The sequence below is a fragment of the Fibrobacter sp. UBA4297 genome (assembly GCF_002394865.1).
In the GTDB taxonomy this organism is placed as follows: Bacteria; Fibrobacterota; Fibrobacteria; order Fibrobacterales; family Fibrobacteraceae; genus Fibrobacter.
Genome location: NZ_DGUZ01000012.1, coordinates 111106 through 131717, shown reverse-complemented (window position 1 = coordinate 131717; position 20612 = coordinate 111106). Strand labels below are relative to the sequence as shown.

15 protein-coding genes are annotated in these 20612 nt (G+C 49.4%); 14 read left to right on the top strand and 1 reads right to left on the bottom strand.

The genetic code is table 11. The features are described 5' to 3' along the window. Positions 1-14: 14 nt before the first annotated feature. From B3A20_RS06505 to B3A20_RS06480, 6 genes are all read left to right on the top strand, one after another. Complete coding sequence (locus B3A20_RS06505; RefSeq protein ID WP_290762940.1) at positions 15-953, top strand: glycosyltransferase family 2 protein; 939 nt, start codon at positions 15-17, stop codon at positions 951-953. A gap of 33 nt (positions 954-986) precedes the next feature. Further along, a complete protein-coding gene (locus B3A20_RS06500; RefSeq protein ID WP_290762938.1) occupies positions 987-1700 on the top strand; it encodes a polyprenol monophosphomannose synthase in 714 nt (237 codons plus the stop codon). 289 nt (positions 1701-1989) lie between these two features. Beyond that, a complete protein-coding gene (locus B3A20_RS06495) occupies positions 1990-3636 on the top strand; it encodes a glycosyltransferase family 2 protein (RefSeq protein ID WP_290762936.1) in 1647 nt (548 codons plus the stop codon). A gap of 63 nt (positions 3637-3699) precedes the next feature. After that, complete coding sequence (locus tag B3A20_RS06490) at positions 3700-3957, top strand: Trm112 family protein (protein WP_290762934.1); 258 nt, start codon at positions 3700-3702, stop codon at positions 3955-3957. After that, the gene (locus B3A20_RS06485) at positions 3954-6728 is read left to right on the top strand and encodes a tetratricopeptide repeat protein (RefSeq protein ID WP_290762932.1); all 2775 of its coding nucleotides are present in this window, start codon (positions 3954-3956) and stop codon (positions 6726-6728) included. Before B3A20_RS06490 ends, B3A20_RS06485 begins: the two co-directional genes overlap by 4 nt. 1 nt (position 6729) lies before the next feature. Next, positions 6730-7830: a type IV pilus twitching motility protein PilT gene (locus B3A20_RS06480; protein WP_173563717.1), complete on the top strand. Its 1101-nt coding sequence runs from the start codon at positions 6730-6732 to the stop codon at positions 7828-7830. Positions 7831-7965: 135 nt separating this feature from the next. Here the strand turns inward: B3A20_RS06480 and B3A20_RS06475 are convergent, their stop codons facing one another. After that, entirely contained in the window at positions 7966-9981 is a 2016-nt protein-coding gene (locus B3A20_RS06475) for a carbohydrate-binding domain-containing protein (protein ID WP_290762931.1), read from the bottom strand. Between the two features lie 184 nt (positions 9982-10165). Between B3A20_RS06475 and B3A20_RS06470 the strand changes: the two genes are divergently transcribed. From B3A20_RS06470 to slyD, 8 genes are all read left to right on the top strand, one after another. Next, positions 10166-11806, top strand: a complete 1641-nt coding sequence (locus tag B3A20_RS06470) for a hypothetical protein (protein WP_290762930.1) — start codon at positions 10166-10168, stop codon at positions 11804-11806. Positions 11807-11811: 5 nt separating this feature from the next. Continuing rightward, positions 11812-13101, top strand: coding sequence for a U32 family peptidase C-terminal domain-containing protein (locus tag B3A20_RS06465; protein ID WP_290762929.1), 1290 nt, complete (start codon positions 11812-11814; stop codon positions 13099-13101). 27 nt (positions 13102-13128) lie between these two features. Further along, entirely contained in the window at positions 13129-13608 is a 480-nt protein-coding gene (locus B3A20_RS06460) for a hypothetical protein (RefSeq protein ID WP_290762928.1), read from the top strand. Positions 13609-14053: 445 nt separating this feature from the next. Next, the gene (locus B3A20_RS06455) at positions 14054-15517 is read left to right on the top strand and encodes a DnaA ATPase domain-containing protein (protein ID WP_290762927.1); all 1464 of its coding nucleotides are present in this window, start codon (positions 14054-14056) and stop codon (positions 15515-15517) included. Between the two features lies 1 nt (position 15518). Beyond that, positions 15519-16385 carry an NAD(P)H-binding protein gene (locus tag B3A20_RS06450; RefSeq protein WP_290762926.1) on the top strand — a complete coding sequence of 289 codons (867 nt, stop codon included), beginning with the start codon at positions 15519-15521 and terminating at the stop codon, positions 16383-16385. A 254-nt stretch (positions 16386-16639) separates the two neighbouring features. Then, complete coding sequence (locus B3A20_RS06445; protein ID WP_290762925.1) at positions 16640-18001, top strand: hypothetical protein; 1362 nt, start codon at positions 16640-16642, stop codon at positions 17999-18001. A 154-nt stretch (positions 18002-18155) separates the two neighbouring features. Further along, positions 18156-19631: an NAD(+) synthase gene (gene nadE, locus B3A20_RS06440; protein WP_290762924.1), complete on the top strand. Its 1476-nt coding sequence runs from the start codon at positions 18156-18158 to the stop codon at positions 19629-19631. 287 nt (positions 19632-19918) lie between these two features. Continuing rightward, a complete protein-coding gene (slyD, locus tag B3A20_RS06435) occupies positions 19919-20503 on the top strand; it encodes a peptidylprolyl isomerase (RefSeq protein ID WP_290762923.1) in 585 nt (194 codons plus the stop codon). The last annotated feature ends 109 nt before the right edge of the window (positions 20504-20612 follow it).

The following is a 20612-nucleotide window of genomic DNA, read 5'->3' as shown; positions in this document are numbered from 1 at the left end:
TTCGAGGTATTGTCATGGATTTGAGCTTGGTTATCCCTGTTAAGGAAGAAAGTGAAAATCTTCCCCAGTTGTTTAAGGAAATTTGGGCTGCCATTCAACCGACTGGTATGGAATTCGAGGTTATCGTTATCGATGACGGTAGCCGCGACAATACCTGGGAAGTGGTGGAGGGCTTGGCTAAGGAATACAATGCCAAGCCGGGTTCCTCGGTAAGCGCATTCCGTTTCCAGTTTAACTGCGGCAAGGCGGCGGCGCTCGCTCTTGGTTTCTCCAAGGCTTGCGGCAAGTACGTCGCCACGCTCGATGGCGACCTGCAGGATGACCCGCTCGAAATCCCGAAGATGATCAAGATTCTTGAATCCGGCTATGACCTCGTCTCTGGCTGGAAAATCCGCCGCCTCGATCCGTGGCACAAGACGATGCCTTCCAAGCTTTTCAACTTGACCGTGTCGATGGTCTGTGGCAAGCGCCTTCACGATTTCAACTGCGGCATCAAGGCATACCGCAGTTCCGTGGTTCGCTACATCCAGCTTTATGGCGACTACCACCGCTTTATCCCGGTAATGGCCAAGTGGCAGGGCTTCCGCATTACTGAAATGCCCGTCGCACACCGCGCTCGCGTGCATGGCGTCTCGAAGTACGGCGTTTCGCGCTTGGTGAGCGGGTTCCTTGACCTGGTTTCCCTCATGTTCATGCGCAGCTTCTCTTCGAAACCGCTCCATTTCTTTGGGCTGATCGGGCTTATATTGATGCTTTTCGGTCTTGGCACTTGCGGTTATTTTGGCTATGAATGGATCCAGACGGGGGCCATGCATGTGCGTCCGCTTTTGCTGGCTGGCGCATTCTCGCTTGTCATGAGTGTCCAGTTCTTCTCGCTTGGGCTTCTTGGCGAGATGATGAACGGCAATAAAAAACGCACGTATCCGGTTTCCGATGTCATTGGCCAACTGTAATTTTGTATAGATTTGTGTTTAGAGAGGTATTTAATGGAGTTCCCTAAGAGTTTGGTGATTGTTCCTACCTACAATGAGAAGGAGAATATCCTCCTCATCATGTCGGCAATTTTGGAACAGAATAAGTGTCTAGAAATTTTGGTCGTGGACGATGGCTCCCCGGATGGAACGGGTGACCTCGTTCAGGCCGAGGCCGACAAGAATCCTCGAATCCACTTGATTCGCCGTAAAGGCAAGATGGGCCTTGGCTCAGCTTACGTGATGGGCTTCAAGTGGGCGCTTGAACGCGATTACGAACGCGTGTTTGAAATGGATGCTGACTTTAGCCATTCTCCGACGGACTTGAACCGCTTTTTGGAAACTGCCGAAGATGCCGACCTCGTGCTTGGCAGCCGCTACCAGGACCACCGCATTAGCGTTGTGAACTGGGACCTCCGCCGCTTAATCCTCAGCTATGGCGCAAATGTCTATACGCGACTTGTGACGGGCCTTCCGATTAGCGATGCGACTGGCGGCTTCAAGTGCTTCCGCCGTGAAGCATTGCAGGCGTTGAACCTCGACAAGATGAAGAGTGACGGTTACTGCTTCCAGATCGAGACGACCTTCAAGATTTGGAAGAAGGGCCTCCGAGTCAAGGAAATCCCCATCATCTTTACGGACCGCACCCGTGGCACCTCCAAGATGAGCGGCGGAATCATCTCCGAAGCTTTCTTCCTCGTGCTGAAACTGCGACTGGGCCTGGCTTAGACGAAAGAACGGACCTACGGTCCTTTAGACGAGAGACGACAAATGCGTAAGGCGAATGATGCAGGATTGCTTGCAAGCCTATTTCTGAGCCTAGCATTTGGCACTTGTGCAACGGTTTTATAATGGTGCTTCGCACAAAATATGAAGGTTATTTGTATGGTTTATAGATTTGATATAAGTTTTATGAGTCAAAAATTCTTGGCTCAACAATGTGTCTGTGAACAGCCCCATTGTATTTTTTCCTCTCGTCTTTCGTCTGTAGGCGCAAAGCGCCGTTCTTTCGTCTAATATGCTTTCCTGTTCTGTCATTATCATTGCTTATAACTCTTGCGACTTCATTCCGGCATGCCTCAAGTCTGTGCGCGACGCCTGCGAGGGTATCGATTCGCAGATTATTGTTCTGGATAACGGTTCCAACGAGCCGATTATTCCCGAAATCAAGAACTTCTTCCCCGAAGTGGAATGGATTGACTCCAATGAAAACTTGGGTTTTGGTAAGGGCTGCAACTTGGCTGAAAAGCATGCGACCAAGCCGTACCTGTTCTTCATCAATCCTGATACGATTATCTCGAAGAACGCCTTCTGCGAAATGCTCAAGTTCATGGAAGAACACCCGGAAGCGGGTACGGTCGGCTGCCGCATCTTGAACGAAGACGGAACGCTACAGTGGGCTTGCCGCCGTTCGTTCCCGACGATTGTGTCTGCCGTCTCAAAGACGATTGGTCTTGCGGCGATGTTCCCGAAGAGCAAAACGCTTGCCAGCTACAACATGACGTACGCCGACCCGGACGAGATGATTGAAGTCGATGCCATTAGCGGCTCGTTCTTCTGCATCCGTCGAGATGTCTATGAAAAGCTGAACGGCTTTGACGAAGACTACTTCATGTACGGCGAAGACCTGGACCTCTGCTTCCGTACAAAGCAGATGGGCCTCAAGAACTATTACACGCCGGTCACGAACATTCTGCATTTTAAGGGGCAAAGCTGCCGCACGCGCCGTTGGGGTTCCTACGTGGACTTCTACAAGGCTATGCTTATCTTCGTGAAAAAGCACAAGGATCTTTATTTTGTCCCAAATTTCCTCGTGTCTTTCGGTATTTTATTTGCTGCATTCGTGGGCATGTTCTCGCGCCTGATTCCAAAGTTCTGGAAGATGTTCCTCGATTTGGGCGTTGTGGCGCTGTGGGCACTTGTATTTTTGCCCGGTTTGGGAAATGACGGATGCATTTTTACATCCATTAAGGAATCCATCGGGGTGATAACGACTTTTGATGACTGGTGGCTTGTTGGCTTGGTCGCCATTGTTAATATGGTCTTTCTTATTTTCCGTGGGGAATACACGGAATCCAGCCTCAAGGGCGAAAAGTTCTTGCAGTACCTTGTGCCACTGAACCTTCTTGCTGTTGGTGGGTATGAGGTATTCCGTTACTTTGCCCAATTTTCTTATGTCCCGGGAGACAAGTCTACAATCTATCCCAGTATTGGGTGGTGCGTCTATGCTGTCTGTTCCAGTCTCTTTATCCCGCTGGTTCTCCTTGCTTGGCGCCGCGTTGCGTTCTGGATAAACTATTTCTACCGTATTTTTGCAAAAAAACGCCACCGCTCCATTCTGCTCGGCGGTCGCGAAGATTCCCTGAACAACTGGTTCGATAGCTACAACGTGATTCCCGGCATCGAGATCCTTGGCTGCGTGAGCGGCGAACCCGAAAAGCTCTCCGAAGAGAACCGCAAGCACCTGCTCGGGCCCCTTTCTCAGATGGAAAACATCTGCAACCGCACCGGCTGCCGTGAACTGTTGGTGGTGTCCAATTTCTCGGGCTATCGTGAGGATTTCAACATTAACTGGCTGGATAGCCTTGGCCTCAGGGTCTATTTGCTCATCGGAAACGGGAAAAATGGCAATTTTGCCCTCGTAGACCTTAAATATCTTCGTTAAAATCGTTCTTTTTTGTAAAAATTGTGTTATTTTTTTGATGAAATAACACATTTAAAAGGTATTATGCTCGATTCTAAATTGTTAAGTATTCTTTGCTGTCCGGAAACCCGTCAACCGCTCGCCCAGGCAGGCGAGGATTGCATTGCGCTTTTGAACAATGCGATTAATGCGGGTTCGCTCAAGAATGTTGCTGGCGAAGCTATTACTGAACCTTTGACCGAAGCGCTCACGACACCTGATGGTTCTCGTGTCTATCTGGTTCGCGAAGGCATTCCTGTACTTTTAGCGGATGAAGCTATTCTTCTTCCATTGGAGAAATGATGGCTGTAACGTTGGATTCTCTCAGAAAGGCTGTAAAAAAAAGTAAGGGGCGTTCTCAGGCTTTGGCCTGGCTTGCCGATATGGAGCGTGCTTCGGGGGATTATGAAGCCGCTCTCAAGACGGTGGATGCCGCTCTAGCTGCATCTCCCTCCGATGTTCCTGCAATGTTGGTCCGTGCAAAAATTTTGGCGGGGCAGCAGGATTTCGCCGGAAGTATTATGGAATACAAGAAGGTGCTCGCCAAGGACCCGTTCTGCCTTTCTGCCCATAAGCGGATGGGAGAATCCTACGATAAGCTTGGCAAGGAAGCGGAGCGCAATGCCTGTTTCCGCCGCGTTCATGATATGGACCCGCTGGATCCGTTCTGGAAGGACGAGTACGATGTTCTCCCCGAAGAAGACCAGATGCTTGCCGCACCGCCGATGGACGATAGTTCGTTCACGATGGATATGGATGCCGAAAATGGCGATGCGACAGAAGAAGATAATATCTTTGCGAATTTGGCGGCATCGCTCCCGAATACGGATGAAGAGGACAATTCCTCGATGGAAGCCTTGCGCAATTCTCTGGATTCTGTGTCGGATGGTAATGTCGAGGATTCCCAGAAATCGGAAATTTCGGACTTTGACGGCCATGTGCTGAACTCGTCTGAAGTTTCTTCTGCTATTTCTGGAATCTTGGGCGGCGATGATGATCTTGATGTGGCCGATTCTGACGCGGACAAGGCGCCGGCTGCAGAAGAACTTGCAACATCTTCGCTCTTCTCGCATTTCTCTGATGAAAGCGAAAAGGCCGAAACAATCGACGAACCGAAGTCTGAAGATGTCGTGGAAGAAAAGTCCGATGATACTGAATTTAGCCTCGACAGTCTGGACGAACCGCTAGAAGCGGATGAAAAGGCGACGAATGTCGATGACGCGTTCTCTTCGCTTTTGGGCGATGATGAACTTCCGGAAGAAACTTCATCGGCAGAACCTGCTGCTGAAGTCGCCGAGGAAAATCTCGGTGCCCCTGATGAAGAACCGACGGAACAGGATAACCTTGTTGGTTTACATTCTGAAGGTCTTGTTCCGACAACGCACATGGATTTCTCGGATGAGGAAGATGCGGGTGAACCGGATGTGCTTAATTTGGATGAAACTCCGGCTGCTGAAGAATCAAAGTCTGAAGCTCAGGCGACGACTGTTGATGATGCTTTCTCTTCTTTGCTTGGCGATGATGAACTCCCTGAAGAAAAGCCTGTAGAAAACGAAGCTCCTGCCGAATCTGTTGAAGAAAAGCCTCTTGAAGAATCTGTAGAAGATTCTTTTGGCAGCTTGTTCGAAAAGTCCGCTGATGCCGACTTTAGCATGAATGACGATGCTTCGTCCGATGCTCCGGCTGTAGAAGAACCTGCGCAATTTGCAACAAGTGCAACTGCTGGAACAGAAGAAAAACCGGCTGAAATAGAAGAAAATACAGAAGCCGAAACCCTTGCGGAACCTTCTGAAAAGTCTCTTGAAGAATCTGTGGAAGATTCATTTGGCAGCTTGTTTGAAAAGTCCGCTGATGCCGACTTTAGCATGAATGACGATGCTTCGTCCGATGCTCCGGCTGTAGAAGAGCCTGCAGAATCTTTGACAAGCGCCTTGACCGACGTCGAAGAAAATGCTGAAATTTCGGACAATGTAGAAAGCGCTATTGAAAAGTCTCCGGAATTTAATCCGACGGAATCGGAAGAAAAGATTGCACCGGTAGAAGGCTTTGTCCCGACAACTCACATGGACTTTTCTGACGAAGAAGACTTGCCGAAGTCCGATGATGACTTTGTTCTGAATTTGGATGAAACTGCTCCGACAGAAGAATCTGTCGCTGAAAAAACTGTTGCAGAAGAATCGGTTGTTTCCGAAGAACCTGTTGCTGAAGAACCCGTTGCAGAAGAAGTCGATGGCGCCTTTGACGCTCTCTTTGGTGATGATGAAGCTCCTGCAGAACAGCCGAAGGAATCCGCTCCAGACGAAGATGTCGCAAAGGAAATGGGCGGAGCATTTGCCTCCATGTTCGGAGACGATGATGACCTTGCCCTGCCAGAAGAAAAGTCTGATAGCGCGCCAAGTGAAGTTGTAGAAAAATCGGCTGAAGAACCTTTAAGCCAGGAAGCGACGAGCGCAGAAATTGAAGAAAGCGTTGTCAAGGAAGATGTCGAAAAGAGTGTCGATGAATCTTTTGATAGCATCTTCGGATCTGATGCCGATGACCTTCCTGAAGAAAAAACTGAAGCTGCTGAAGTTCCGGCTGAAGTTGCCGCCGAAGAACCGACAAGCGCCTTCTCTGCTCCGGCTGATACTCTCGAAGAGCCTGTCGCAGAAGAGCCTGCCGCAGAACCTGCTGAACAGGTTGCCGAAGAAGTTGCTCCGTCTGCAGAACTCGATTCTATTGATTCTGAAGTCTCGAACGCTTTTAAGGGCCTCTTTGACGAAGACGATTCCTTGCCGGAATCTGATGAACCGAACAACAACGGTGTTGACTACCTGATGTCCGGCGATTCCGATGACGAAGTGGCTGCAAGTCTCGTCGAAAATGCGGATGCTCCGCTCTCTCGTGGTGCTGCCGATTTGGATGATAGTCTGAATACGCGCACTCTAGCAGACATTTATATGGAGCAGGGTGTTTACGACAAGGCTCTTGACATTTATACGGATTTGGCCAAGAAAAATCCGGATAACGAAGAAATCAAATCCCGTCTGGAAGAAGTAAAGAAACTTTGCCGCGAAAAGTTTGGAGAAGTCTAATATGGCTGAACTTCGCATTGAACAGCTCTTGCGTGAAATGGTAAACCGCAAGGCGTCTGACTTGCATCTGCGAGTTGGTGTTCCGCCGGTTTATCGTATCAATGGTGCTTTGCAAAGACTTTTTGATGTGCGCATCGATAGCGCTATGATGGATTCCTTCTTGGATGATATCATGAATCGCGACCAGAAGCAGCGTTTTGAGGCTAATAAGGAATGCGACTTTGCCGTGGGCGCTCGTGATATGGGCCGTTTCCGTGTGAACGTTTTCCGTCAGCGTGGAACAATTGCGGTTGTGATTCGTCATATCAAGGCTGTGATTCCTGCTTTCGAAGATTTGCACTTGCCCGAAGTGATTCGTGACTTGGCTTTGACTAAGCGCGGTCTTGTGCTTGTGACGGGTACGACGGGTTCTGGTAAGTCCACAACGCTTGCTTCGATGATTGACTACATCAATCAGAAAGAATCTGTGAACGTCATTACGGTCGAAGACCCGATTGAATACCTTTATCGTGATAACGTGGCGATTATCTCGCAGCGTGAAATCGGCGTGGATACGCTTTCGTATGCGAATGCACTCCGTGCTGCGCTCCGTCAGGATCCGGATGTGCTCCTCGTGGGCGAAATTCGTGACCTTGAAACGATGCAGATTGCGCTTACCGCAGCAGATACTGGCCACATGGTCTTTGCGACTATCCATACGACGAATGCTGTGGAAACGATTCACCGTGTGCTTTCGATGTATCCGCCGCACCAGCATGATGAAGTGCGTCTTTTGCTTGCCGAAGTTTTGGCTGGCATTATTTCGCTCCGTCTTTTGCCGACGAAGGATGGCAAGGGGCGAGTCCCGGCTGCCGAAATTCTCGTGAATACGGGCGCTATCAAGGAATACATCCAGGATAAGAACAAGATTGACATGGTGGAACAAGCTGTTGCCGAAGGCCACCTTCAATACCATAGCCAGACGTTCGATCAGGCGCTCCTCGAACTTTACCAGAACGAGCAGATTTCGCTGGAAACGGCAATGAATGCAGCGACGAACCGCGATGACTTTGACCTTAAGATTCGTGGTATTTCTGGTACATCTGATCGCGGCTGGATGTAGTTTAGACGAAAGATCGCTTCGCTGGTAGACGAAAGACGAGAGAGGCGAATGCTGTAAAATTGAAATTTGAAAAAGGCGAGCATTATAGCTCGTCTTTTTACTTTCAACTAAGTTCTAAGCTCTACCAACTAAGTTCTAATTTGTATAAACGCAGCGGTCGGTGCTGTTCCCGAAGCAAGTCTTGGTCATGCCGCTTATGCTATTCACGACACTCGGCTTTCCTACGTTAGAAACCATGCGGCTTCCGGAGAAACTCGGCTTGAATGCGATATCCGCTGTGCCGTAGTAGTTGTCTGTCGTGAAACTGACACTGTACTGCGTGCCTTCTTCGGAGTTGTTTGTGCCGAATCCGAGCAACTTGCCGCCTGTAATCGATGTCGTTCCGTCCGAATCGACCATGCCGCCCATACCACCGTTCATGCGGCATTCCACGATGATGACGCCTCCGGTGATGCTGATGCCGCCATTGCTGTCGATGCCGTCCGTGTCGCCTGTGCCCACGTAAACGTAGTGGTAACCGCCAGAGACCTTGAGATTCCCGGTGCTACCGCCCATGCCTCCGCCTGCTCCGCCCCAGCCGCCGCGACCTGTGTTGCCTGTGGAGGTCGTGCTTGTGCCGCCGGCTGCATTCCAGCCGTCGTCCGTGGTGATGACGCTTGTGATGCCGCCTTCGAAATTCATGTCCGGAGATTCCATGCCTTCATAAGCGATGGTCACGCTCACGTTCGCATTGTCCTTGACGTAGAGAGATTTGTCGGCGTGGACGCCGTCGTCGTCTGTGGCGATTGTCGTTGTTCCACCACTGAGTGTGATAGTTCCGCTACTGTGGAGACCGTCGTCACGGCTGTTGATGTCGATAACGCCACCGCTAATAGTGATGCTTGAATCGCCCTTGATGCCCTTCATGCTTTCGGTGGTGGAGCAGGAACTGCCGCCCATCCCGCCAAAACCGCCCATTCCGCCGCGTCCGCCGGTCGTGCTGGTGTTCAAGCTGAGGCAGGATTGTCCGCCGCCAGATGTAATCTTGATTGCCGGTGCTGTGGATTCTCCATTGGCGACGATGACTGCGTTTGCTGCTGTGATGCCGTCAAATGCGGATGTCACGGTGATGGTGCCGCCCGTGATTTCGATGGAACCCTTGCCGTTTGCCAAATCTGCAGCGTCCTCGGTATCGCTCTTGATGCCGTCGCCTTCGGCTGTGGTGATGTTGATGGTGCCGCCGCTGATTTCGACGGAGCCTTTGCCCTTGAGACCATTGTTCTTTGCGTTCACGGTGATGAGGCCGTTTTTCACCTTCAAGTCATTGCTGGTATGGATACCGTTGTTGTAATTTGCCTTGACGATAAGCGTACCTTCGCCTTTGATGGTGAGGTCGTCCTTCGCGTAAATGCATGCGCCCGTCGTATCAGTCTTGGCTTCACCGGAGTCGTTGGTGTAGTTGTAAGTCTTTGTTCTTGTAGATGCGTCTGTGAATGTGTTGGTCGTGCCGTTCTTCGCGACGACAAAAGCCTTGCTTGTTTTCTGAATGTAAATTGGGGCGTCTGCCGTGTTTGTAAGCGTGAGTCCTTTCATGTTCAAGTAAACGGAACTGTCCGTCTTGGCGGTGTTCACGAGAATTTGGGCGTCGCTACCGCTGTAAGAACCGCTAAAGTCGTATTCGCCACCGCATTTGATGGTGACGCTACCACCTGTAACGGTGATGCAGTTTCCGGCATTTGTGGCTGTGGCGCCACTTGCTGCGTAAGTGATGACGGGGCGACCTCCCGTATTTTCGTTGGCTTGTGCGGGTTCTGTGCCTGGATTTGTTGCAATGGCGCTGCTTGACGAGCTGGTTTCGACGCTATTTGCCGGATTGCTTGCGGAACTTGGGGCAGAGCTTGTGTCGGAATTGCTTGAGGCCGGAGTCGGCTGTGAAGCTGTTGTGCTGCTTGTTGGTGATTCTGAAATGCCCGCGCCTTCAGGAATATCCGGGGTTTGCGTGAGTTCGGAATTGCTTGACTGTATTTCTTCTGCGAATTCAGAATTGCTGGAATTGATTTCACTGTCTGGATTGTAAAAAGCGCCAGAAGGTGACGTAGAATCCGAGCAACTTGTAAGTATTGCTAGTGAAATGCAGGATGTATAGCCCAGTGCTAAGATTTTCTTGTTCATAATGATATCTCCCATTCAACTAGTTTCAAACTTATATTTCTTTAAACTTTCTCCAAATGCCTATAATGCTTTTATCCTTGCAAGGAATATTTTTTTTGTGGAACGAAAAGTTCCGTATGGAACGATTAGGCTCATTTTTTCGTTTTTCGGAGAATCCGCTGAACGATTATGCTAAATTTGGGCAATGGTTTTTAAGAATTACTCAATTATTCTCTCTTGCGTGTTTGTCATGGCGGCTGTAAGCGAGTCTTTTTCTGCCTCTCCGGTCATTGAACCTGAACATTCCCGCAACTTACGCAATCTCGAAACGGCTCCGATGCTGTTTGAATACCATCGCCAGACTATAGGGGAGGACCTCCAGTATTTCACATACCCGCGTAGGGATACGAGTTTCCGCAAGAACTTTACGAAAACCGAAGGCGATGCGCTCCTTTATTACGATAGCGAGCGTGGAGCCGCAATTTTAGGGAACGGGCTCAAGCTCAATTGCAAAGCCGGCGATTCGGCTTGTGTCGCGAAATCTGTCGCGCTTGAAAATGCTGTTCCGCGTTTTGGAATTGCCGCAAGTGTTGTCGGTGGCATCGACTATCGCGGTGGAGAATCGCTTGGCGATCAGGTTTGGTCGGGACGTGATTATCGTGTTAAAAAGTCGTCCATCGGCGATACGATTTGGCCGGGGATTGATGGCGGCCTTTACTTGCGTGGCTTTGTCGATTCCGTGGACTTTGTGTTGGACGCTCGAATCTATAGCGAAGGGCATTCCGCCAAGTATCCGAAGTCTTTTGACGGCGAGTTCTTGGAAAACCAGAAGAGCGAGAATAATTCCGGTGTCGAGTACTCGAGCTATGCGCGCTACCGTACGCATTTCGCTTTTAACTACGACTGGCTGCGTTTGGACTTTGGCCGTGATGTGATGCACTGGGGCCCGGGTTACTACAATAACTTGTCCTTGAACCAGTTCGCGCTTCCGTACAACATGATGAGCCTAGACTTGATGATTGGCCCGCTTCGTGTAATGAGTTTTTATGCTGACTTGCGCATATTCAATAGCATGAGCGATAAGAATAAGGATTTTACACGAAATCTCTTTGGCCATCGCTATGAGCTTGCCGTCGGGAACGCCACTTTTGGTATTAGTGAACTTACGATTCTCTATGACAATATGAAGCCTTGGTTGTTTGTTCCGACTGCACCCTTGTTTATGGAAAAGGGCAACTACTCCGAAAGCAGCAACAACGGCTCGATTTCTTTTGACTTTAACTATCGTTTGTTCAATGCGGTGCGCTTTTATACGGAATTCTTCCTGGACGACATGGAATCCCCGATTAGCCTCATCCGAAACGACAATATCGAAGCGAAGTGGGCGTGGATGGCGGGTTTCCAGGCTGGACACGACTTTTACTACAAGGGACACAAGATTGAGGCGGGTATGATTTTTGAATATGCCCGTGTTGAACCTTTTGTTTATTCACACTTTAAGCAAAATACAGCTCAGGTGGCGCACCTGGGATTTCCATTAGGCAATCAGGGCGGCCCCAATAGCCGTACGATTGACTGGAATGTGTTTGCTCGTCTGGATGGGCATATTTTTGCATCGATTCGCCAGACGTGGTTCTGGAAAGGGACGGATCACGGTAGCGCTGTGAACGATACGACGCCGACATCGAACCACATGAAGATTCACAAGAGCTTCTTGAAAGGCGCGAAGCTCCAGTATTTGCTTTCGCCGGCGATTAGCTACGAGGGACAGCGATTCTCGTTCATGGGAGAGCTGACATTGATTGATGACCGTAAAGCCTACATTCGCGCAGGATTTAAATGGTAGAGTGTATGAATAAGCCTGAACTTTTAGCACCTGCGGGTGACCTTGTACGAATGAAGTATGCATTTGCCTATGGTGCAGATGCGGTTTATGCCGGACAGCCGGCGTTCTCGTTGCGCGCTCGCGAAAACGGTTTCAAGAATCTCGATGACCTTGCTGAAGGCATTGCTTACGCACACGAACATGGCAAGATGTTCTACCTCACGAGTAACGTGATTCCGCGTAATGTGAAGGTGGAATCGTTCCAGAGAGCTTTGAATGCCGCATTGGAACTCAAGCCGGATGCCTTGATTGTCGCAGATCCGGGCTTTGTGGGCTGGCTCTTGAAGGAACATCCCGAAACGGAAGTTCACTTGTCTGTGCAGGCGAATACGACAAACTATCTTGCAGCCTCGTTCTGGAAGAACTTGGGCGTTCGCCGTATCATTTTGAGCCGTGAACTTCGCCTATCCGAAATTTTGGAGATAAAGAAACAGGTCCCGGACCTTGAACTGGAAGTGTTCGTCCATGGCGCTGTTTGCATGGCCATGTCTGGCCGTTGCATGCTTTCGAACTGGGTGACGCACCGCGATGCAAACCAGGGCGCCTGCGATAACAGTTGCCGTATGCCTTATCGCTTATATGCAAATTCCGGTCCGCAGGTCGAGGACTATCGTGAACATGAAGGCTCTTTTGCGCTTCAGCGCACCGATCGCCCGGAACTTGACCCGATTGCGCTCGACGAAGATACGTGGGGCACCTACTTTATGAGTAGTCGTGACCTTTGTGCCTTGGACGTGATTCCTGAACTCGTGGCGGGCGGTCTTGATTCCTTCAAGATTGAAGGTCGTACACGCTCTGTGTACTACTTGAGCCAGGTCGTGCGCGCTTACCGCATGGCGATTGATGCCGTAGCAGAAGGGATGCCTGTGCCCGAAGAAAGCCGCCGTGCGATAACCTTTGTCGATGGGCGAGGCTTTATGCCTGGATTCTTGCGTGGACCGTTGCCGCAGAACTACGAAGCGACGCATGTGGATGCCGCTGGTGGTTGTGTGGCGGCCCAGATTAAGGACTTTGATGAGGCAACGGGCGCCTGCCTTGTGAACGTGAAAAATCCTTTCTCTATGGATGATACGTTGGAACTCATGACTCCCGATGGCATGCAGAAGTGCGAAGTCGAGGAAATGCTGGATTTCCGCGGTGCAGCTGCGGATCGTTTGAATCCGGGAACTGAAGGACGCGTTTTTCTGGGAAAAAATACTTTAAATAGCGGAAAAAACTCCAAATTTGGCTTTCTTGTGAAACGTGCAAATTCATAATATACCATAAAAAAATAGATTTGGAACATGGCAGTCGATAAAGCGACAAAAGAACAGGATGAACTTGAACTTTATCAGATAGATGATAAAGCGATTGTGCCGTTCTTCCAGAAACATCTGGAAGAGTTACGGCAGTTCATTCAAGATCATCAATGCAATGATCATCTTTGCTTGTTGGTGTTGTTGAAGCAGTTTATTCGAACCTACCGCATGCCGTTCAATATGCAGCGCTATATGGAAGTTCAGAGAACTTTCATCCAGCGTTCTTTGCATGACAAAATCCAGGACCGCCAGCAGGCCGTGAGCCACTGGATTCAGGAATTTGCCGGTCGCCATCGCAACCGCATGATCCAGCTGCAATGCTTGTATCTTGATCGTGTGAAGGATCGTCTGCTCCCTGAAATCGAAAAGTTGCTTGAAAATAGGATTGACCATCAGCAAGAAAAGCTTGGTGAGAATAAGGCTGAGCCTCAGTCTACTCCAAGCAACGAGTCGCAAAACGTCTAGAATTAAATAGGTCATTAGCAAAAAAAACTACTGACTAATGACTATTGACTAATAACCAAAAATCAATAACTAATCACCGCATGTAACTTGTTGATTTTCACCAAGTTACATTTTTTATAATGCTAAAAAGTGGCGTTTTTGAGCGAATTTCGCCATTTGTATAAGAATTTGTATGCTTAAAGTAAGGAAAATCTTGTCAAGGGATGTTTGAAAAAATACCTGTTGATAACTTGTGCTAATAGTAAGTGATAATTTTGTTACACATACGTTCGTAAGGGTGGTGTAAACTGGAAAAAGTGTGATAAAAAATGTTTCTAAAAATTTTTTGCCATTTTTGAGCGAAAAATAGGGATTTCGAAAAAAAAAAAGTTGGGGTGCTTGTGGTTCGGATTTCCTTTCTTATTTTTTGCTTGCTCTTTTATACTTTGGATTGGTTTTTTAGATCGTGGAAAATACTGTTTCTTTGTTGGATATTGCAGAGTCGCCCTGGCAACAGGTGCTCGACCGCGTGCGTTCGGAATGTAAGGACTTTTTTGGTGCCGTAATTCTCGACGCTCTTGGTTATGAGGGAATGTGCAATGGCTATGCCTTGCTCACTGTTCCTGATGAGCTTCGCGAGAACTGGGTGAATTCCCATTATGGCGATTTATTGCGCAAGTCCTTTACGGCTGTATTTGGTAGTGAATTTGTTGATTATCGCATCCGTCAGATTGCACCGACGGACCCGATTCCCGAAATCAAGCTCACGATGCCTGTTATTCCGCGTCCCGAGAAAAAGAAAGTCGAGGTTAAGCGCCCGAAGCAGCCTTTGGCTCTTTATGCCCGCTATACTTTTGAAAACTTTGTTGAAGGGGAGTGCAATTCTACGGCTTTCCGTGCGTGCCAGGCGGTGGCCGAAAATCCGGGTGACCCGGCTTTGAATCCGCTTTTTGTCTATGGCGAGAGCGGCCTTGGCAAGACGCACTTGTTGCAGTCCATTGCTGCTAAAATCCAGAAGAGCCGCCCTGAGGCATCCATTGTCTATTGCCACGCTTATGACTTTTTGCGTGATGCAACGGCTATGGCGTCTGCACTCCACAACAAGACGGGCAATGTGCGTGAGCTTGCAGAAAAGTTCCGTGAACGCTATGAACTTTGCGATGTGCTTTTGCTCGACGATGTGCAGCTCTTGGAAAAGGGCCTCTGGACGCAGGACCGCCTTGCGATTCTGATTAAGCATTTGCGCGCCGAAGGCAAGCAGGTCGTGATTTCTTGCGACCGCCACCCGAACCTGTTTAAGGTTGTCGATACGGATAACGAATCCCGCGGTTCTTCGAGGTCTTCAATCCCGAGCATTTCCAAGAAGCTTCTTGCTCCGCTTGCCTCCTGTGTGGCTGTGGGCATTGACGAACCGGATCTTGCGACCCGCATGAACTTGATTAGCAAGAAGTCCGAAGATTTGCCGTTTGCGAAGGCCGACCGCGAAGAAATTTGCCGCTACCTTTCGATGCAGCCGCGCAAGAACGTGCGCCTGATTGAAGGTCTCTTGAACTTCCTGGGTGCGATGAACATGTTCTGCAAGGCCGATTTGAACTTGAATGGCGTGAAGCGCCTTGTGGCTCCGTCGGAACATGGCGGTCATGTGGAACTCACCGCCAAGAACATTATTGAAGCGGTCGCTATGGATTACCGTGTCGAGGTCTGTGAACTCTCGTCCAAGCGCCAGGCTGCCGCGATTTCTATGCCCCGCAAGGTGGCGATGTTCCTTTGCCGCGAACTCACGACCGATTCTCTCCAGAATATCGGTGCGATGTTCTGCAGGGACTATGCCACTGTAATCGCCGCCATTAATTCCCTGAAAAAGCAGATGGAAACGGATGCGTCCCTCGCAAGGCGCGTTCAAGATATCCGTTATATGCTGGAAGCCTAGCATGATTGCTCTTTTAACGGGTGGCGCCGGCGTCGTAGGGAAGGCGTTGTGCCGGGAACTAATAGCACGGGGAGTGTGTGTCCGCGTCTTGACGCTTCCGGGCGATTCTTTGGCGAAGTCCTTACCGAGCGAGGTGGACGTCCGTTACGGCGATGTGACCGATTTTGATTCTATCCGAGGGGCGTTCGAAAACGTCGATGTCGTCTATCACTTGGCGGCAATTCTTTTATCTACAAAACGCGGGGCGTTCGAGCATGTGAATACGTGGGGGACGCGCAATGTTGTTGAAGCCTGCAAACTTGCGGGTGTGCGGCGCTTCCTTTATGTTTCTAGCATTTCGGTAACGTACCCGGTACTCACGCCGTATGGCGAAAGCAAAAAGAAGGGGGAGGCTTTGGTGCGAGCCTCCGGACTTGACTGGACGATTGTGCGCCCGACGCTTGTGATTGGCGATGGGGGCGGTGTCGAGTTCAACATGTTCCGCGATTACGTGAAACGATTCCCTGTCTATTTTATGCCGGGTGGCGGCAAGTGCTTAAAACGCCCGGTCCGCAGTGTGGATTTGGTCAAGGGAATTGCCGTGGCAGGGCTTATGACGAGTGCCGTGGGGAAGACTTATGCCCTTGCGGGTTCAACCGTAATGACGATGGCGGAAATGGCTAAGCATGTGCTGACTGACGCCGGGATGCACCACCTGATGGTCCCGCTGCCGTGGTGGATCTCGAAACGCATTGCGGTTCTGAAAAATTGGATTGGTGGCGAGCGCGTGTCTGCCGAGCAGGCTTTGGCGGGTTTTCTGTACGATGCCGCGCCTTCCATCGAGGATGCCGAACGCGACCTAGACTACTATCCGGGCTGCCCGTTCTAGGATTTTAGAACTTAGACAACTGCGTAAGGCGAGTGAAGCAGGATTGCTTGCAAGCCTATTTCTGAGCCTAGCAGTTGAGATTAGAGCGAAGCGATAATCTCACTTAGAACATTGCTCTTCTCTCTAAGTTCTGCCTACTTAAAAACATCCATATAATACATTCTTGGAATGGACAAGGCTGTTTTACAGCTTTTTTGTGTGATTTGTAAACTTTTCTTGGTCTAAATTGGACTAAATAATTTATATTGCATAACATGAATAAGAAAAAGTTACTTGCTCTTTTAGTTTCCTCGGCTTTCCTCTTCGCTGCTTGCGGAGATGACGATAGCCCTTCTTCTCCAAAGAATAACCAAGAAGAAGTATCATCTTCTTCCGAAGAAGATGATTGCGATTCCGATGAATGCGAAGTGAAGTCTTCATCTTCCAAAACAGAAGATAAGAAGTCGTCGGATTCAAAAGATGACGACAAGAAGTCTTCGGACTCCAAGGATAATAAGTCTTCCGATTCCAAGTCTGAATCGAACTCCTCTTCTTCCGCTAAGGATGAGGCGAAGTCTTCTTCAAGTGCTGAAACTCCGAATTCTTCGTCTTCTGCGGACGCGCCGAAAGGCGCTCGCGCTGCAAAGCTTGCAGACCTCGAAAAGAACTATGAACTCAAGATTTTTGACCAGACAGTTTACCTGTCGACCGGCAGTAAGCAGGGCCTTATCGCTCTCCGCATTCTAGATGAAATGTGGCTTGTGACTTATACGGATTTTGCAAATGGCGAAGTGAAATTCGTCGATGGCAATGTCGGCAAGCAGTATGCAGAAACGGATGGTGTTAAAAAGATTCTGGAACAGCTCAAGGCCAAGGACGGTTTCACGCTTTCGTTCATCGTCGACAAGGATAACGTCGTCAAGTATGCGGTCAATGGCTCGAAGGAATATAGCGAAGCGGTGAAGACTAGCGTCGCCGTGACGAAGGGCAAAGTTTCCAAGGCTGCCGACATTCAGAACAAAATTTTCGAATGCACCGATGGTGATACGACGAGAACATTTACGTTCTTCGATAATTCGTATATCGTCGAAAATGCGGCTGACGGAAAGGTTGCCTACTGGATTGGCGGTCATTATGACATCCAGCGTAGCACGCTCTTGATGCGCCCGGCATACTATAACAAGCCAGTTTATTCAATGTACACCTATTCTGTCGGAACTGACAACAAAATCTCGTCTTCTAATGGCGAAACGAAAACGACGATGAGCTGCGATGTTGAAGCTAGCGAATATGAATACGAAAAGGCTAGCGATTTTGTCGGTGAATGGCAGGCTAAAAAAGATAATATCGATTGGAAATTTACACTCAAGGCCGATGGTACTTATGAAATCTCAGGTTTCGATGGTACAAAAAATGTTGAATCCAAAGAAGGCGTCTGGGAAATCTATGGCTACCACTTGATGATGCGCAATAAGGGGTGCTTGCATCCGGATAAGTGCACAACGAGCATCCATGGACAGCTCCAGGCAGGACCGACTGATCGCAATACCAACAAGATTAGCGGTTTCTCGTTCGTCCATCATGATCCGGATACGCCTAAGATCCCGACCTCTTTCGAAGCTCCGCAGTACGAGTAGTAGTTAGAACTTAGAACTTAGAACTTAGAACATTGCTCGTCTCTCTAAGCTCTGCTAACTAAGTTCTGCCAACTTGCATTTTATAATGCGTTTGAAAAAAGGCATCGCTCATGGGCGGTGCATTTTTTTATTTTCTAGCGCAGAGGATATTGAAATGAAACTTTATGTGGTACAGATGAAAATTTTGCCGGGCAATGTGCAGGCAAATATGCAAACGATGAAGGCCGCTTTTGACCGTGCTAAGGCTGCCGAAGTAGATTGCGTTGTGTTTCCACGATATGCACTTACTGGGCCAAGCAACAGGGCGCTCCCCGTAGACTGGGCCGAGATCCGCAAGTATGCGGGCAACATGCCGTTCTTCTTGTGCGGGGACGTGCTTGACGATACGCCGCTTTTGAATGTGGCGCATGTGACTCATGGCAGTGACTTTTATGTGGTCGGTCGTCGCGAAGTCGAAAACAAGGAACTTTCGCACTTGGCTCAGGATTGTGCCATGCCTGTCGTTTGCCTCAATGGCGTCGGGACTGACAATACCGGAAAGAATATTTATGCGCTTTCGGGCGGTAGCCGCGTGTTTGACTGCGATGGCAAAATCGTTTTTGAAATGCCGCTCTTTAGCGAAGCGGAGGCAGTTATTGAATTTGTCGATGGCCAGGTGCAGGTCTATGCGGAATCCTCAAAGCCTTACACAAGTGAAATTGCCGAGATTCACGATGCGCTCGTGTTCATGATTCGCGAGAACTTGAAGATGTTCCATATCTCGCGCATGGTCATTGGGGCAAGTGGCGGTATCGATAGCGCCGTTTCTGCCGCTCTTTATGCCGAAGCGATTGGACCGCAGAATGTTTACCTCGTGAACATGCCCACGCGCTTCAATTCCGATACGACGAAGAATGCGGCACGTGACTTGGCCGAGAACCTTGGAACGCCGTACATGGTCGCCCCGATTTCGGACATCATTGAATCTGTTTGCCATACGCTGGAACGTTGCTCTTTTGTGCGTAACGATACGGTGATGAAGGTTGCAGGTATCAATCACGAGAACTTGCAGGCGAGGACGCGCTCTGCTTCGATTCTTTCGACGGTTGCATCTGTGGTGGGGGCCGGCGTGACTTGCAATGGCAACAAGAGCGAGGCCATGGTCGGTTACTGCACGCTGTACGGCGATACTTGCGGTGTGATGTGCGCTCTTGGCGACTTGTGGAAAACTCAGGTCTATGCGCTAGCCCGTTACATCAATCGCGATTCTGAAATCATCCCGAAGGCGTCTATTGACATCCCGGCGAGCGCAGAACTCAGTGATGCAATGAATGTCGATGAAGGCAAGGGTGACCCGATTCTTTACCCGTACCATGACAAACTCTTTGCGATGTGGGTCGAGAAGGGCGTGAGTCTTGAATTTACCGAAAAGCTTGCAGCGCAAGGCTTGATTTGCGAAACGCTCGGTGTGGATGCCGCCTATTTTAAGGCTCATTTGCCAACGACCGAAGCTGTGCTCGAAGACATGCGCTTCTGGTACCGTAGGTTCAAGGGACTTGCCTTGGCAAAGCGCATCCAGTTCCCGCCGATTCTTTCCGTGAGTGGGCATGCCTTTGGCGGTGAATACCGCGAGAGCCAGGTTTCTTGTTAGACGAAAGAACGGACCAAAGGTCCTACAGACGAAAGACGAGAGGTTGTGAAAAAAGCATTTTTTTATCAACATATGGTAGCGAAGCCACGATTATTACTCTTTCGTCTCTCGTCTACCAGCTATACGAAACTTGGCAACTTGTTGCCTTAGTTGAGTTATCCTCTTTGAGGAGAAGCGATCTCTCGTCTAACCACTTCCTACAGTCTACTTCCTACTGTCTACTATTTTTTCTACATTTGGGCTTCAAGATTCAACCGCGGGTTCGCTCGCGATTCTAAAGGATATTTATGAAAATTGCAGAAAAAACAGTTGTCCAGATGCACTACACCCTGAAGTCCGATGAAGGTGCTGTAATCGATTCCTCCGAAGGTCGCGAACCGCTCCAGTACATCCAGGGCATGCGCATGATCGTTCCGGGTCTCGAAAAGGCTATGGTCGGTCACGATGTGGGCGACAAGTTTGACGTTGTCGTCATTCCGGCAGAAGGCTACGGCGAATACGACGAACGCATGACTCAGGAAGTTCCGCTGAACGTGTTCCAGGGAGTCGACAAGGTCGAAGCAGGCATGGCTTTCTATGCCCAGACTCCGGGTGGTCCGATGCCGATCCGCATCAAGTCTGTTGGTGAAAAGACGGCTATTATCGACGCTAACCACGAACTTGCTGGCAAGAACCTCAACTTTGCTATTGAAGTTGTCTCTGTTCGCGAAGCTACTGAAGATGACCTCAAGCCGTTTGAACACCATTGCTGCTGCGGTGGTCACGATGGTGAAGACCACGAATGCGAATGTGGCGGTCACGGCCATAAGGAAAATTGCGATGGCAAGGGCGGCTGCGGTTGCGAACACCACGCCGAACACCATAAGGAATAAGGTAACTTAGGCTTAGAATCAAGGTGTCCTTCAAAGGTCGGCCTTGCTATGTCGAAAATTTTCAAAAAAGACTGGAACGGTAGTACGTTCTGGTCTTTTTTTATTTAAT